Origin of the sequence: Caballeronia cordobensis (assembly GCF_001544575.2) — a bacterium.
Classification (GTDB): domain Bacteria; phylum Pseudomonadota; class Gammaproteobacteria; order Burkholderiales; family Burkholderiaceae; genus Caballeronia; species Caballeronia cordobensis.
On record NZ_FCNY02000024.1, the window covers coordinates 63519 to 79537 of the forward strand.

Genomic DNA, 16019 nt, shown 5'->3' on the forward strand with positions numbered 1-16019 from the left:
GAAGGCCCCGAAACCACGCCGCGCCCCTTCGACGACCGATTGCCAATCGATGAAAGACCGCTATCTCGACTTCGTCAATTCGCCCTTCGGCACGAGCATCGCGCGCTCGCTCGGCCTGCCGCGTCCCGAGGTTTTACGCCGCCATCGCGCGGATCGCGCCGAGTTCGGCGGCATGGCGGCGATCGGCGCGGGGCCGTCGCCGGCGCGCTTCGACGACCTCTTGGCCGTGCTGTCCGCCATCGGCATGACGAGCGTCGCGCACGAAAGCGCCGCGGGCTGGCTGCCCGTCGCCGCGCGCCACGGCGCGATGAGCGGGCGCTTCGAGCCGCGCGTGCGCGAATCGCTCGCGAGCGAGCGCGTCGAAGCGCTGATCTTCGATGCGACCGGCATCGCGCACGGCAGCGAACTGCATGCGCTCTACGCGTTCTTTCACGACGCGCTGCGCTCGCTCGCGAAAAGCGGCCGCATCGTCGTGCTCGGCCGTGCAAGCGCGGCCTGCGCGAGCGTGGCGGCGGCCACCGCGCAGCACGCGCTCGAAGGCATGGTCCGTTCGCTCGGCAAGGAAGCGCGCAACGGCATCACGTCGAATCTGCTGCGCGTGGCCGACGACGCGAGTTTCGAATCCGCGCTGCGCTTCTTCCTGTCGCCGCGCTCGGCTTACGTGTCGGGTCAGGTCGTGACCATCGACAGCCCTTCTTCCGCACCGCAAGACTGGGCCAGGCCGCTCGCAGGCAAACGCGCGCTCGTGACGGGCGCGGCGCGCGGCATCGGCGCATCGATTGCGACGGTGCTGGCGGAGCGCGGCGCGATCGTCACCGGGCTTGACATCGAGGCCGCGCGCGATGCGCTCGATCAGACCATGCTCGCCATCGAAGACGCGTCGCCCTCGGGCGGCGCGCATGCGGCGCTCGTCGCCGATATCACCGCGCCGGAAGCGCCCGCCGACATCGCCGCGGCGCTCACGGCTTCGGGCGGCGTCGATATCGTCGTGCACAACGCGGGCATCACGCGCGACAAGACCATCGCGCGCATGACCGGCGAGATGTGGGACAGCGTGATCGACATCAATCTGCTGGCGCAGGAACGCATCGACGGCGTGCTGCTCGAACAGAACACGTTGCGCGACGACGGGCGCATCGTCGCGATCTCGTCGATCGGCGGCATCGCGGGCAATCGCGGACAGACCAACTACGCGACGTCGAAGGCCGGCGTCATCGGCCGCGTGCACGCCATGGCGCCCCTGCTGCGCGCGCGCGGCATCACGATAAACGCGGTCGCGCCCGGCTTCATCGAAACGCAGATGACCGCGCGCATGCCCTTCGGCGTGCGCGAGGCCGGCAGACGGCTCAACTCGATGGGGCAAGGCGGCTTGCCCGTCGATGTCGCCGAGACCGTGGCGTGGCTCGCGAGCCCGGGCAGCGCGGGCATCACGGGCAACGTGGTCCGCGTGTGCGGGCAAAGCCTGATCGGAGCGTAGAGACAAGGAGAACCTAAGGAGAACGATGGCGATGCACGCTCCCACGATGCCCCGCGCCCGCACCGTCGTAATCGATACCTTGCCGGCGCCCGCGAAGCTCTACGGCCGCGCGCTGCCCGCGCTTTTCAGGCGCTCGCGCGCGCCCGAACTGCCGGCGATCAGGCTCGTGCGCCCGGACGTCAGGCTCGATCCCGAAGAGGTTGGCCGTTATGCGCGGGTGTGCGGGTTCATTCCCGAGCATGGCGTGCCGCTCACCTTCCCGCACGTGCTCGCATTTCCGCTGCATCTGATGATGCTCACGGACCCTTCGTTTCCGTGGTCCGCGCTCGGCGTCGTGCATCTTTCCAATAGCGTGCGGCTGCGGCGGCCGCTCGCGGCGGGCCAGAATCTGCGGATCGAAGTGGAATGCGGGCCGCTGACGCCGCATCAGAAAGGTCAGGCGTTCACGCTGCATACGCGCATCTACCGGCGCGGCGAGGCCGTGTGGGACGGAGACAGTGTCTATCTGAAGCGCGGCGTGCGCAGCGAAAGCGCGGCGCCGTCGAGCGAACGTGCGAGCATCGCCGATGCGCCCGCGCCGCTTCTCGCACGCGAAGCGCGCTGGCAGCTTCCGCCGCAACTCGGCCGCGACTACGCGAAGGCATCGGGCGATTTCAATCCGATCCATCTGCACATGCTGAGCGCGAAGGCGTTCGGCTTTCCACGCGCGATTGCGCATGGCATGTGGACGCTCGCGCGCACGCTCGCCGCGCTGCATCCGATCAAATCGCTCGCGGCGGGCGAGGCGCACGGCGATTTCAAGCTGCCGCTCTATCTGCCCGGCGATGCCACGCTATGGACCGCCGCGCCCTCACCCACCGCGCGCGATTTCGAAGTGCGCGATCTCGCGGGCGACCGGCCGCATCTGCGCGGCCATTTCGAATGGGAGCTGCCATGAGGGAGGTTCGCAGAGTCGCGATCATCGGCAGCAACCGCATTCCGTTCGCGCGCTCGAACACGGCGTACGCAAGCGCGTCGAATCAGGACATGCTGAGCTTCGCGCTGCAGGGGCTCGTCGATCGCTTCGACCTGCACGGCCTGCGGCTCGGCGAAGTGGCGGCGGGGGCGGTCGTCAAGCATTCGCGCGATTTCAATCTGACGCGCGAAGCCGCGCTTTCGACCACGCTCGCGAAGGAAACGCCCGCCTACGATGTGCAGCAAGCCTGCGGCACCGGCCTCGAGACGGCGATTCTGGTCGCGAACAAGATCGCGCTCGGGCAGATTGACGCGGGCATCGCGGGCGGCGTCGATACCGCGTCGGACGCGCCCATCGCCGTGAACGAGCGCATGCGCAAGATCCTGCTCGAAGCGAATCGCGGGCGCTCGGCGGGACAGCGCGTCGGCGCGCTCGCGAAGCTGCGTCCCGGCATGTTCTTCAGGCCGCTGTTGCCGCGCAACGCCGAACCGCGCACGGACCTGTCGATGGGCGAGCACTGCGAACTGATGGCCAAGCGCTGGAAGATCGCGCGCGAGGCACAGGACGCGCTCGCGCAGGACAGTCATCGCAAGCTCGCGGCGGCCTACGGGCGCGGCTTCTTCAATGATCTGATGACGCCGTACAAAGGACTCGCGCGCGACAACAACCTGCGTCCCGACGTTTCGCTCGACCAGCTTTCCGCGCTGACGCCCGTCTTCGACCGCGACGCCGGCACGCTCACCGCGGGCAATTCGACGCCGCTCACCGACGGCGCGTCCGCCGTGCTGCTTGCCTCCGAAGCATGGGCCGCCGAACGCGGGCTGCCGGTGCAGGCGTTCCTGACGTTTTCCGCGACCGCGGCCGTCGATTTCTTCGACAAGCGTGAAGGCCTGCTGATGGCGCCCGCCTACGCGGTCCCCTCGATGCTCGCGCGCGCCGGGCTCGCCTTGCAGGACTTCGACTTCTACGAAATTCACGAAGCGTTCGCGGCGCAAGTGCTGTGCACGCTGGCCGCGTGGGAAGACGAGGAGTACTGCCGCACCGCGCTCGGCCTCGACGCGCCTTTAGGTTCCATCGACCGCGCGCGCCTGAACGTGAACGGCGGCTCGCTCGCCACGGGCCATCCGTTCGCGGCGACGGGCGGACGTATCGTCGGCACGCTGGCGAAGATGCTCGCGCAGGCGCCGGCCCGCAGCGACGGCACGCCGCTGCGCGGACTGATCTCGATTTGCGCGGCGGGCGGCCAGGGCGTCGTCGCGATACTGGAGCGGTAGGCAGGACGGCTTGGCGAAAAAAATATAAGCCAACGGAGACACCACATGAGCCCGGAACAGGCAGCGCCGCGCGGGGTTTCGGAGCCGCACGCAACGGACGGCATCTGGTACGCGTCGTATCCGCCCGGCATCGCACGGGAGATCGATCCGTCGCGCTACCGTTCGCTTGCGCATTTCTTCGACGAGTGCGTCGGGCGCTTCGCCGATCGCGTCGCGTTCGTGAGTCTCGGCTCCCCACTGAGCTTCGCTGCGCTCGGCGCGAAGGCACATGCGTTCGCGTCGTATCTGCAAAGCGTCGGCGTGAAGCCCGGCGACCGCGTCGCGCTCATGATGCCCAACACGCTCGTCTATCCCGTCACGCTGTTCGGCACGCTGATCGCGGGCGCGATCGTCGTCAACGTGAATCCGCTCTACACGGTGCGCGAACTGAGCCAGCAATTGAAGGACAGCGGCGCGCAGACCGTTGTCGTGTTCGAGAACTTCGCGAAGACGGTGCAGGACGCGCAACCGGGCTCGCGCGTGAGAAACATCGTCGTGACCGGGCTCGGCGATCTGCTCGGCGGCGGGCTCAATGTGAAAGGCCGCGTGATCGATCTGATGCTGCGTCACGTGAAGAAGCAGGTGCCCGCCTACGCGCTGCCCGATGCGGTGCGTCTGCCGCAAGCGCTCGCGCGCGGCGCGCGGCGCAAGTTCGAACCCGTGAGGATCGGCCACGGCGATATCGCGTTCATTCAGTACACCGGCGGCACGACGGGCGTCGCGAAGGGCGCGATGCTCACGCATCGCAACGTCATCGCGAATCTGTTGCAGGCGCTCGCGTGGGCGGGCGGGCAACTCGTCGACGGCGAAGAGACCATTGTCACGCCCTTGCCGCTGTATCACATCTATTCGCTGACGGTGAACGCGCTCGCGTTTCTCGCGATCGGCGCGCGCAACGTGCTGATCGTCAATCCGCGCGACATTCGCGCGCTCGTGCGCACGCTACGTCACGAAAATTTCACGGCGATCACCGCGCTCAACACGCTCTACAGCGCGCTCATGGACAACGACGCCTTCCGCCAGCGCGACTTCTCCGCGCTCAAGCTCGCGATGGCGGGCGGCATGGCGACCCAGCGCGTGGTCGCCGAGCGCTTCAGGGCGCTGACGGGCCGCACGCTCGTCGAAGGCTACGGCCTCACCGAATGTTCGCCGCTCGTCGCCGCGACGCCACTCGATGTGCACGGCGAAGCCGCATTCGACGGCACCATCGGCGTGCCGGTGCCATCGACGCTCGTGCGCATGCGCCGCGAGGACGGCGCGTGGGCGAACATCGACGAACCGGGCGAGCTTTGCGTGCAGGGCCCGCAAGTGATGAAAGGCTATTGGAACCGTCCCGAGGAAACGGCGGGCGTCATCGACGCGAACGGCTGGCTGGCGACCGGCGACATCGGCGTGTTGGATGCGCGCGGCATCATCCGGCTCATCGACCGCAAGAAGGACATGATGATCGTGTCGGGTTTCAACGTGTATCCGAACGAAATCGAGGATGTGCTCGCGGCGCATCCGAAAGTGCGCGCAGTGGCGGCCGTCGGCGTGCCCGATCCCGTCACGGGTGAGCGCGTGAAGGCGTTCGTCGTGCGTCGTGATGAAACGCTTACGGTGGAAGAATTACTGAAGTTCGCACGTTTACACCTGACCGGCTACAAGGTGCCGGCTTACATCGAGTTTCGCGACGCGCTGCCGCTCACGACGATCGGCAAGGTACTCAGGCGCGAACTGCGCAAAACCGCAACCAAAAAGGATTGAGCTCATGCTGGACTGGCGGCGCGCGTGCGCAGGCTTGCTATGGGTCTGTTTGCTCTTGATGAAGGCGCCCGCGCATGCGGAGTCCGCGCTGGATGCGGCGCGCGTCGGCGAGCTCGGCGTCGAGCAGCAGGCGCAATGGCTCGCACAGGCCGCCGCGAGCGGCGCGCTCGCGCGACTCGACGACGCGCAGCTCGTCGCCCTCTTCCGCTCGCTCGACGCGCGCACGCTGCCGCGTTATCTGCAGGACGGCCTGAGCGATTTCGCGTCCTGCGAGTTCACCATGCGAAGGCGCGAGCGCATCAAGGGCAAATGGCCGAAGCGCGCCGATCACATGCTCGTGCGCGTGACGCGCGAGCCACTGCGCATTTACGCGAAATGGCTGCCCGATGGCGCGCACGCGGGCCAGGAAATCATCTACGACGATTCCGTGCGCCCCGACGAACTCTATGGCCATCTCGGCGGCTTTCTCAGCATCGTGCCGATGTGGACGTCGGTGAACGGGGCGCTCGCCCGCGCGCAGTCCAACCATTCGATCCGCGAACTCGGCGTCGACGCGATCACGCGGCGCTTCATCGACGAGGGGCACAAATTCGCCGAGGCCGGCATCACGAAGCCGACGAATATCGAGGTGAAGACGATCGGCGGGCTGCGCGTGCTCGCGCTCACCTACGAGACGCCCGAAGGCCAGCCCGAGTTCTACGCGAAAAAGGAAGTGCTCGGGCTCGACCTCGAACGGCCGGTCTTTCGCACGCTGGAGTCGTACGACAACGACGGCAATATCTTCGAAAGCGTGGTGTTCGAGCGCATCGAGCCCAAGCATTTCGACGATCTGACTTTCGATCCCAAAAACCCGGATTACCGCTTCTGATTACGCCGCTGTGAAATGCCCGCTGAACTCGTGACACCGCATGTAACAACTCGCCGCACCGCGCGCCGCGCGTTTTAAGTTTCGCCTAAGAGTCGGCCGATAACCTGCCCGCACTCCATCGACATCAAGGTCAGCGCGAGGGCGACGTGCCCGCCGCGCCGCGTAATCGTCATGCAAACCTGAGGGCTTCGTTCATGAACTTCCGCCGCCCGGCTTCCGCTCCAGTGCGAGCCATCAAGAGATTGTTGAGCCATCACGAAATCGCCACGCTGCTGCTGCTGATGCACGCACCCATCGACGTGATGGCGGCCACGCCCGACGTCGCGTCGCTGACGGAATATGGCTACGTCGAGATCGTGTCGCCGGAAGCCGGCACGCCGAAAGTGCGCCTGACCGAAGACGGCAACGCGCTGCTGCGCGGGCTGGGCGTGAAGTAAGGCCTTACACCCGATCTGGACCGGCGTCACGCGAACTCTGTAATAATCGGTCGATCCGTTCAATCATCGACCCAGGAGTGATTCGCGATGTCCGCCCTCTCACCCATCGTGCAGCGTGTGCTCATCACCAACGACGACGGCATCGACGCGCCCGGCCTCGCCGCGCTCGAAGCCGTTGCCGCCGAACTCGCGCATGAAGTCTGGGTGATCGCCCCCGAGCACGATCAAAGCGGCACCTCGCATTCCATCAGCCTGCATTCGCCGCTGCGCGTCTCGCGTCAGGGCGAGCGGCGCTACGGCGTGCAAGGCACACCCGGCGACTGCGTCGTGATGGCCGCGCGCCACATCATGAAAGACGCGCCGCCCACGCTCGTGCTGTCGGGCATCAACCGCGGCGCGAATCTCGGCGTCGAGACGATGTTCTCCGGCACCGTCGGCGCCGCAATGACGGGTCTGCTGCTCGGCCTGCCGTCGATCGCGCTGAGCCAGACCTTCACCGACCGCGAAAACGTGCGCTGGGATACGGCCCGCACGCTCGCGCCCGGCGTGATCCGCCAGTTGCTTTCGATTTCCCATGACGCGCCGACCTGCCTCAACGTCAATTTCCCCGATTGCGATGCGTCCGCTGCCGGTCCGCTCACCGTGACGCGACAAGGCGTGGGACTCGTGGAAGGCATCGACGTGCTACCGATGGTCGATCCGCGCGGCATCGATTATCACTGGCTGCGCTTTCAGCGCGGCCCGCGCCCGAACTCGCCCGATAGCGAAACGGCGGTGGTCGCGTCCGGGCGGGTGTCCGTCACGCCGCTGCATTTCGATCGCACCGACGAGCGCACCTTCGCCACGCTCGAAGCGGCTCTGCGCTAGAACGATTCCTCTCGGCCGAATGCGGGCGCTTTCCCGTAAGCTCTCCCACGTCCAAACGAAGAAAGGAGATGCAGATGAGCGGTTTCATCGGAGCGCGCCGGGTGGCCGGCGTGCTGCTGGCGATCGCGTCGGCGAGCGCCTTTGCGCAGACGACACCGGCGGGCACCTGGCAAACCATCGACGATGCCTCCGGCCAGCCGAAAGCGATCATCGAAATCACCGACAACGGCAGCGGCGAGTTGTCGGGCAAGATCGTGCGCGGCATCGGCAAGCTGGATCAGCCGGATAAGCGCTGCACGGCGTGCACCGGCGAGCGAAAGGATCAACTGCTCAGAAACATGACGATCATCAGCGGCATGCGCCGCGATGGCGATACGTGGCAAGGCGGGCAGATTCTCGACCCGGAAAGCGGCAAGCTCTACAAGTGCAAGATGACGCTCGAAGACGGCGGGCAGAAGCTCGTGGTGCGCGGATATATCGGCGTGTCGCTGCTGGGGCGCTCGCAGACCTGGCTGCGCCAGCCGTAAAGTCGCGGAAGGACATAAACGACAAAGCCGGCGGAAGACAGATGTCTTCCGCCGGCTTTGCTTATTTCGTCGCGGGTCGCTACGCGATCATGCGGCGCGCCGCCGATGTGCCGCATCCGCGGCTGCCTCTGCAGTGACATCGTCGGGCAGGTCCGCGTTCTCGGGCCTGTGTTCACCCGGCACGCGCATGCGCGAGGTCATCAGCGTATAAAGCGATTCACCGGACGGCCCGAACAACTGCGTCATGACACGCAGCAGCACGCCCGATTCGTGCCATGCCTTGAACCGCCGGTGACACGTCTGATACGAAGGATATTTGCGCGGCAGCGTGGACCACGACGCCCCGCTGTACATGACCCAGAGCACACCGTTCAGCACGGCGCGCGTGTTTGCGAGGGGCCGGCCTCGCAGCTCCGAACGGGGACGCAGTTCGGGAAGCAGCGGTGCGACCATCTGCCATTCCTCGTCGGACATGTCGCGATAGGGCTTCACGATAAAAATCTCCAATTAGCTGACTGATAACTGGTATCGACGATACCGAGTACCCCCAAGCCAGCAAATCGGAGTGGTCCGAATCTCTAAATTACCCGGAGAGGCTTACGCCGTTTGGCTAACCGCCTGTTTTTGATTCTCGTATTAAGTCAGCGAGATATCCGTGACGCGTCGCGGCGCCTCCAGATACTCCTTCGACTGCATTTCGACGATGCGCGAGACGGTCCGCGCGAACTCGTTGGCCATCGGGCCTTCTACGTACAGTTCTTCGGCGGGCACGGCCGCCGACATCAGCAGTTTCACCTTGTGGTCGTAGAACACGTCGATGAGCCACGTGAACCGGCGCGCTTCGGACGCCATGCGCGGCGTCATCTGCGGAACGTCCGAGAGAATCACCGCGTGAAAGCGGTTCGACAGTTCCAGGTAGTCGTTCTGCGAGCGCGGGCCGCCGCATAGCGTCGCGAAGTCGAACCATACGACGCCGTCCGCCTTGCGCAGCGCCTTGATCTCGCGCTTCTCGATATGCAGGATCGGGCTTTCGTCGGGCACCGCCGCGAGCTTCGCGAAATCCGCGCGCAGCGCTTCGCTCGCCGCCGCGCCGAGCGGCGTGTGATACGCCTTCACTTGCGAGAGCGTTTGCCGGCGGTAATCGGTGCCGGCATCGACGTTGAGCACGTCGAGATGCTCCTTGATGAGTTCGATCGCCGGCAGCAGCCGATCGCGATGCAGCCCTTCCGGATACAGCGTGTCGGGCTCGTAATTGGACGTCATCACGAACTGCACGCCGTTCTTGAAAAGCCGGTCCAGCAGGCGATAGAGAATCATCGCATCGGCGATATCGGAGACGTGGAACTCGTCGAAGCAGATCAGCCGGAAACGCTTGGCGATGCGTTTGGCCAGCTCGTCGAGCGGATCGGCCTGCCCTTTCAGCTCTTCCAGCTCGCGATGCACTTCCCGCATGAACTCGTGAAAATGCAGACGCGTCTTGCGCTGCACGGGCACGACCGCAAAGAAGCTGTCCATCAGGAAGCTCTTGCCGCGTCCGACGCCGCCCCACATGTAGACACCGCGCGGCAGATCCGGATGCACGAGAAACTTCTTGAGCGCGTTGGAGCGGCGCGACTTGTACGCGACCCATTCCTCGTAGCAGCGCTGCAGGCGCGCGACGGCCGCGAGCTGCGCCTCGTCGGATCGATAGCCGCGCGTGCGCAGTTCGTTTTCGTAATACTCGGTGACGTTCATCTTCTGCCGTTTGAAGTGACGAAGGCGAGCGGTTTGATCCGCTCGCCTTCGTTTAGCGATGCCTATCGAAGGCGGGTCTTACATGTTCAACGCGCGCTTGTCGACGGCGAGCGCCGCTTCACGCATCACTTCCGACAGCGACGGGTGCGGATGGCAAATGCGGCCGATATCTTCCGACGCCGCCTTGAACTCCATCGCGACGACCGCTTCCGCGATCAGGTCCGATGCGTCCGCAGCGATCACGTGCACGCCGAGGATCTCGTCGGTCTTGGCATCCGCGATCATCTTGACGAAGCCTTCAGCCTTGCCGATGCCCAGCGCGCGGCCATTGGCCATCATCGGGAACTGGCCGGTCTTGATCTCGCGGCCTTCGGCCTTGAGCTGCTGTTCCGTCTTGCCGACCCACGCGATTTCCGGTTCCGTGTAGATGACCCACGGCACGCAGTTGTAGTCGATATGCGGCTTCTGGCCGTCGATGATTTCCGCCACCGCCACGCCTTCGTCTTCCGCCTTGTGCGCGAGCATCGGGCCGCGCACCACGTCGCCGATCGCGTACACGCCCGGCACGCTCGTCGCGCAGTGATCGTCAACGTCGATGAAACCGCGCTCGTTGGCCTTCAGGCCGATGCTTTCCAGACCGAGGTTGTCGGTGTTCGGCACGCGGCCGATCGACACGATCAGACGATCCGCTTCGAGCGTCTGCGCGTTGCCCGCGCTGTCCGTGTAGGCGATCGACACGCCGTTCGCGGACGTCTTCACTTCGCCGATCTTCACGCCGAGATGAATGTCGAGGCCTTGCTTCTTGAACTGCTTCGCGGCTTCCTTGGCGAGCGATTCGTCCGCTGCGCCCAGGAATTGCGGCAGCGCTTCGAGCACGGTCACGTCCGCGCCGAGACGCCGCCACACCGAGCCGAGCTCCAGGCCGATCACGCCCGCGCCGATGACGGCGAGCTTCTTCGGCACGGCGTCGAACGACAGCGCGCCTTCATTGTCGGCGATCAGCGTGTTGTCGACCGGAATGCCCGGCAGATGACGCGCCTTCGAACCCGTCGCAATGATCACGTTCTTCGCCGTGACGACTTCCGTCTCGCCTTCGCCCGACACTTCGATCTGCACGCCGGAAGCGTTCTTGCCGGTGAACTTGCCGTGACCCTTGAGCCACGTGATCTTGTTCTTGCGGAACAGGAACTCGATGCCCTTCGTCATCTTTTCGACGATGCCGTCCTTGCGCGCGAGCATCTTCGACACGTCGAGCTTGACGTCCGACACGCTGATGCCGTGATCGGCCAGATGCTTCGACGCATTCTCGAATTCTTCCGACGACGCGAGCAGCGCCTTCGACGGAATGCAGCCCACGTTCAGGCAGGTGCCGCCGAGCTTCAGCGCGCCGGCCGGGTTCTTCCACTTCTCGATACACGCAACCGACTTGCCGAGCTGCGCTGCGCGAATCGCCGCGATATAGCCGCCAGGGCCCGCGCCGATCACGACGACATCAAATTCTTTGGACATGACTTTCCTTGGTCTATCTCCGCTCTTGCGGAGGAGCCTTTTAGAAAGGCGCGCGCGAGCCTATCGCGCGCGCCCGAAGGCACTGTGCTCTTACAGGTCCAGCAGCAGGCGGGCGGGATCTTCCAGCGCGTCCTTCATCGCGACGAGCGACAGCACGGCTTCGCGGCCGTCGATGATGCGGTGGTCGTACGACAGCGCGAGGTAGTTCATCGGACGGATCACGATCTGGCCGTTTTCGACGACCGCGCGTTCCTTGGTCGCGTGCACGCCGAGAATCGCGGACTGCGGCGGGTTGATGATCGGCGTCGAGAGCATGGAGCCGAACACGCCGCCGTTCGAGATGGAGAACGTGCCGCCGGTCATTTCTTCGATCGACAGCTTGCCGTCCTTCGCTTTCTGGCCGAATTCGGCGATCTTCTTCTCGATGTCGGCGAGGCTCATCTGATCTGCATTGCGCAGGATCGGCACCACCAGACCGCGCGGCGAACCGACCGCGATACCGATGTCGAAGTAGCCGTGATAGACGATGTCGTTACCGTCGATCGATGCGTTCACGAGCGGGAACTTCTTCAGCGCGTGCACGGCGGCCTTCACGAAGAACGACATGAAGCCGAGCTTCACGCCGTGTTCCTTCTCGAAGCGGTCCTTGTACTTGTTGCGCAGATCCATGACCGGCGCCATGTTGACTTCGTTGAACGTCGTCAGGATGGCGTTGGTTTGCTGCGATTCGAGCAGACGCTCGGCGATACGCGCGCGCAGGCGCGACATCGGCACGCGCTGTTCCGGACGGTCCTTGAGCCACTGATCGGCCGATGCCGGCGCGGCAACCGACGGCAGCGACGGCTTCGCGGCGCGCGCGGGTGCGGCGGCAGGCGCCGCAGCCTTCGCGGCGGCGGGTGCGCCAGCCTGCGCGGCGAGCGCGTCGCCCTTCGTGATGCGGCCGTCGCGGCCCGAACCCGACACCTGATCCGCCGACACGCCCTTCTCGGCCAGAATCTTCGTCGCGGCAGGCGATGCCGCGCCGCCCGCAGCGCCCGCTTGCGCGGCGACCGGAGCAGCAGCAACCGGCTCGGCTTGCGGAGCCGGCTTCACTTCGGCGTCGCCTGCAGCGGCGACGGCAGCCGGCGCTTCGCCCGCTTTCGCTTCGGTGTCGATCTTCGCGATGAGTTCGTCGGCGGTGACGATATCGCCGTCGTGCTTGATGACTTGCGCGAGCACGCCAGCCGACGGCGCGGGCACTTCAAGCACGACCTTGTCGGTTTCGATCTCGATGAGGATTTCGTCCTGGGCGACAGCCTCGCCCGGCTTCTTCTTCCATTGCAGCATGGTCGCTTCCGAGACCGACTCGGAAAGCTGGGGAACCTTGACTTCTACGATAGCCATTTCTGTATTGTCCTGATGCGTGTCTGGGTGGTCGAACATCGGGACGGGAAGCGCTTCGCCTCCGCCGTCCCGATCAAGCCGAATTACTTCGCGATGGTCTGCGCGCCCTTCAGGCGGCCGAACGCGCCTTCCACGAGCGCCTTTTGCTGCTCGTAGTGCTTCGCGTAGTAGCCGACCGCAGGCGACGCCGAAGCCGGACGGCCGCTATAGGCCAGCTTCATGCCCTCGCGCATGCCTTCGCGCAGATGGTGCTCGATGTAGAACCAGGCGCCCTGGTTCTGCGGCTCGTCCTGCACCCACACGACTTCGGTTGCGTTCTCGTACTTCTTGAGCTCCGCGTCGAACTGCTTGTGCGCGAACGGATACAGCTGCTCGATACGCACGATGGCGACATCGTTGCTCTTCGCTTCGCGGCGATGCGCGACGAGGTCGTAGTACACGCGGCCCGAGCACGCGACCACGCGCTTGACCTTCTTCGCTTCGATGGCTTCGTCGACTTCGCCGATGACCGGCTGGAACGAACCCTTCGCCAGTTCCGACAGATCCGACACGGCTTCCTTGTGACGCAGCAGCGACTTCGGCGTGGCGATGATGAGCGGCTTGCGGAACAGGCGGATCATCTGACGGCGCAGCAGATGGAAGATCTGCGCCGGCGTGGTCGGCTGAACCACTTGCATGTTGTGATCCGCGCACAGTTGCAGAAAACGCTCGATACGCGCCGACGAGTGCTCCGGACCCTGGCCTTCGTAGCCGTGCGGCAGCATCATCGTGAGGCCGGAGACGCGGCCCCACTTCACTTCGCCCGACGAGATGAACTGGTCGATCACGACCTGCGCGCCGTTCACGAAGTCGCCGAACTGCGCTTCCCACGCGACGAACGTGTTCGGCTCGGCCGTCGAATAGCCGTACTCGAAACCGAGCACCGCTTCTTCGGACAGCACGGAGTCGATGACCGTGAACTTGGCCTGACCTTCCGCAATGTTTTGCAGCGGAATGTACGTGCCGTCGTTCCAGCGCTCGCGGTTCTGGTCGTGCAGCACCGCGTGACGGTGCGTGAACGTGCCGCGGCCCGAATCCTGACCGGTCAGGCGCACGGCGTAACCCGACGCCACCAGCGACGCGAACGCGAGATGCTCGCCCATGCCCCAGTCGAGCTTGGCTTCGCCCAGACCCATTGCGCGGCGGTCGTTGATGACGCGCTCGACCAGCGGGTGAACCTTGAAGTTCTCGGGAATCGTCGTGATGCGCTCGGCCAGACGCTTCAGTTCTGCGAGCGGGACAGCGGTATCCGCGGCATCGGTCCACTTGCGGTTCAGGAACGGCACCCAGTCGACCGCGTACTTGCTCTTGTAGTTCGAGAGCACCGGATCGACCGTGTGATGGCCTTCGTCCATCGCCTGGCGATATTCCTTGATGAACGTGTCCGCGTCTTCGGCCGTGATCACGCCTTGCTGCACGAGCTTTTCGGCGTAGACCGCGCGCGTGCCCGGGTGCTTGGCGATGGTCTTGTACATCAGCGGCTGCGTGACCGCCGGCGTGTCCTGCTCGTTGTGGCCCAGCTTGCGGAAGCAGATGATGTCGACGACCACGTCCTTGTGGAACTTCATGCGGAAGTCGATCGCCAGTTGCGTCGCGAGCACGACGGCTTCGGGATCGTCGCCGTTGACGTGCAGCACCGGCGCCTCGATCATCTTGACGACGTCCGAGCAATACAGCGTCGAGCGCGCATCGCGCGGGTCCGACGTGGTGAAGCCGATCTGGTTGTTGATGACGATATGCAGCGTGCCGTGCGTGCCGTAACCGCGCGTCTGCGCGAGGTTCAGCGTTTCCATCACGACGCCCTGACCCGCGAAGGCCGCGTCGCCGTGCACTTGCACCGGCAGCACTTGCAGGCCTTCCTCGTCGCCGCGGCGGTCCATACGCGCCTTCGCCGAGCCTTCGACCACCGGATTCACGATTTCCAGGTGCGACGGGTTGAACGCGAGCGACAGGTGAACCGGGCCGCCTTCGGTCGCGACGTCCGACGAGAAGCCCTTGTGGTACTTCACGTCGCCGGCCGGCAGGTCATCGACGTGCTTGCCTTCGAATTCGGCGAAGAGGTCCGCCGGCATCTTGCCGAGCGTGTTGACCAGCACGTTCAGACGGCCGCGGTGCGCCATGCCGATGACGATTTCCTGCACGCCGTTCTTGCCCGCGTGACGCACGACTTCGTCCATCGACGCGATGAAGCTCTCGCCGCCTTCCAGCGAGAAGCGCTTCTGGCCGACGTACTTGGTATGCAGGAAACGTTCGAGGCCTTCGGAAGCCGTCAGACGGTTCAGGATGTGCTTCTTCTTCTCGTTCGAGAAGTTCGGCGTCGAGCGGATCGACTCCAGCTTCTCCTGCCACCAGCGCTTCTGCTCCGGGTCGCTGATGTACATGAATTCAGCGCCGATCGTGCCGCAGTAGGTGTCGCGCAGCGCCTTGACGATGTCGCGCAGCGACGCCTGCTCGAAGCCGAAGTACAGGTTGGTCGAGTTGAACACCTGGTCCATGTCGGCTTCGGTGAAGTCGTAGAAACCGGGTTCGAGCTCGGGAATGGCGGGACGCTCGCGGCGCTTCAATGGGTCCAGATTGGCCCATTGCGTGCCCATGAAGCGATACGCGCCGATGAGGGATTGAACGTGGACTTGCTTGCGCGCGGTCGTGAGATCGCCGGTGCCTTCGCGGGGAATGAAGGCATTCGCCTTCGCGCGCTGGGCGAAGGATTCGACGATGGGGCCGTGAGCCACGTCGTTGTGCGCCGTGCCGTCGGAGGCAGGCACGTTCTGCAACGCGTCGAAGTAGGCGCGCCAGGTCTCGGGCACTGACGCAGGATTATCGAGATATTGCTCGTACAACTCTTCGACGTACGGAGCATTACCGCCGAACAGATAAGAGTTCGACTGGAATTGCTTCATCATTTTACGCTCACCTTTCTTCGAGTTTCTCGAGGAAGTGCGGGTTACGAAACCTTCCGCGCCACGGCCTGACCGTTTAGCGGATTGCGCGAATCAAGTCTGCTTGGAAGGACCTAAAAAGCGACAGCTAATCTGCGAAGCATAGCACAGAACCAATGGTCATATGACCGAAGGTCGCATGTGCGCCCTGCCCGCATTCCTTCTGCAACGGGCATTTGCGGGCGTTTTCGGGATTAGCAAGAGGCGGCGGCGGACAAACAAAAG

General features: G+C 64.8%; 13 protein-coding genes. 8 read left to right on the plus strand and 5 right to left on the minus strand.

From position 1 onward, the window contains the following. The first annotated feature begins 49 nt into the window (after positions 1-49). The 8 genes from AWB70_RS32085 to AWB70_RS32120 all read left to right on the plus strand — a co-directional run bounded on the left by AWB70_RS32085 (position 50) and on the right by AWB70_RS32120 (position 8190). Positions 50-1477: a 3-oxoacyl-ACP reductase gene (locus tag AWB70_RS32085; RefSeq protein WP_053568363.1), complete on the plus strand. Its 1428-nt coding sequence runs from the start codon at positions 50-52 to the stop codon at positions 1475-1477. A 31-nt stretch (positions 1478-1508) separates the two neighbouring features. Further along, positions 1509-2414 carry a MaoC/PaaZ C-terminal domain-containing protein gene (locus tag AWB70_RS32090; RefSeq protein WP_085952640.1) on the plus strand — a complete coding sequence of 302 codons (906 nt, stop codon included), beginning with the start codon at positions 1509-1511 and terminating at the stop codon, positions 2412-2414. Beyond that, positions 2411-3706, plus strand: coding sequence for an acetyl-CoA C-acetyltransferase (locus AWB70_RS32095; RefSeq protein WP_235024400.1), 1296 nt, complete (start codon positions 2411-2413; stop codon positions 3704-3706). The genes AWB70_RS32090 and AWB70_RS32095 overlap by 4 nt, the downstream gene beginning before the upstream one ends. A gap of 45 nt (positions 3707-3751) precedes the next feature. After that, entirely contained in the window at positions 3752-5491 is a 1740-nt protein-coding gene (locus AWB70_RS32100) for an AMP-binding protein (RefSeq protein WP_053568365.1), read from the plus strand. A gap of 4 nt (positions 5492-5495) precedes the next feature. Beyond that, positions 5496-6359: a DUF1571 domain-containing protein gene (locus tag AWB70_RS32105; RefSeq protein WP_053568366.1), complete on the plus strand. Its 864-nt coding sequence runs from the start codon at positions 5496-5498 to the stop codon at positions 6357-6359. Between the two features lie 194 nt (positions 6360-6553). Continuing rightward, positions 6554-6796 (plus strand): hypothetical protein, encoded by a 243-nt coding sequence (locus AWB70_RS32110; RefSeq protein WP_041730476.1) that lies wholly within the window; start codon positions 6554-6556, stop codon positions 6794-6796. 87 nt (positions 6797-6883) lie between these two features. Beyond that, positions 6884-7663, plus strand: a complete 780-nt coding sequence (gene surE, locus AWB70_RS32115; RefSeq protein WP_053568367.1) for a 5'/3'-nucleotidase SurE — start codon at positions 6884-6886, stop codon at positions 7661-7663. Between the two features lie 68 nt (positions 7664-7731). Further along, positions 7732-8190 (plus strand): DUF2147 domain-containing protein, encoded by a 459-nt coding sequence (locus AWB70_RS32120; protein WP_053568368.1) that lies wholly within the window; start codon positions 7732-7734, stop codon positions 8188-8190. Positions 8191-8277: 87 nt separating this feature from the next. Here AWB70_RS32120 and AWB70_RS32125 read toward each other — a convergent pair whose 3' ends face one another. The 5 genes from AWB70_RS32125 to AWB70_RS32145 all read right to left on the minus strand — a co-directional run bounded on the left by AWB70_RS32125 (position 8278) and on the right by AWB70_RS32145 (position 15758). Then, on the minus strand, positions 8278-8682 hold the full coding sequence (locus AWB70_RS32125; RefSeq protein WP_053568403.1) for a transposase: 405 nt from the start codon (positions 8680-8682) through the stop codon (positions 8278-8280). 144 nt (positions 8683-8826) lie between these two features. Continuing rightward, positions 8827-9924: a cell division protein ZapE gene (gene zapE, locus AWB70_RS32130; protein ID WP_053568369.1), complete on the minus strand. Its 1098-nt coding sequence runs from the start codon at positions 9922-9924 to the stop codon at positions 8827-8829. Positions 9925-10002: 78 nt separating this feature from the next. Next, positions 10003-11433, minus strand: a complete 1431-nt coding sequence (lpdA, locus tag AWB70_RS32135) for a dihydrolipoyl dehydrogenase (protein ID WP_014191679.1) — start codon at positions 11431-11433, stop codon at positions 10003-10005. A gap of 90 nt (positions 11434-11523) precedes the next feature. Beyond that, positions 11524-12816 carry a 2-oxoglutarate dehydrogenase complex dihydrolipoyllysine-residue succinyltransferase gene (gene odhB / locus AWB70_RS32140; protein ID WP_053568370.1) on the minus strand — a complete coding sequence of 431 codons (1293 nt, stop codon included), beginning with the start codon at positions 12814-12816 and terminating at the stop codon, positions 11524-11526. An 83-nt stretch (positions 12817-12899) separates the two neighbouring features. Then, positions 12900-15758, minus strand: coding sequence for a 2-oxoglutarate dehydrogenase E1 component (locus tag AWB70_RS32145; RefSeq protein WP_045450738.1), 2859 nt, complete (start codon positions 15756-15758; stop codon positions 12900-12902). Between the last annotated feature and the right edge of the window lie 261 nt (positions 15759-16019).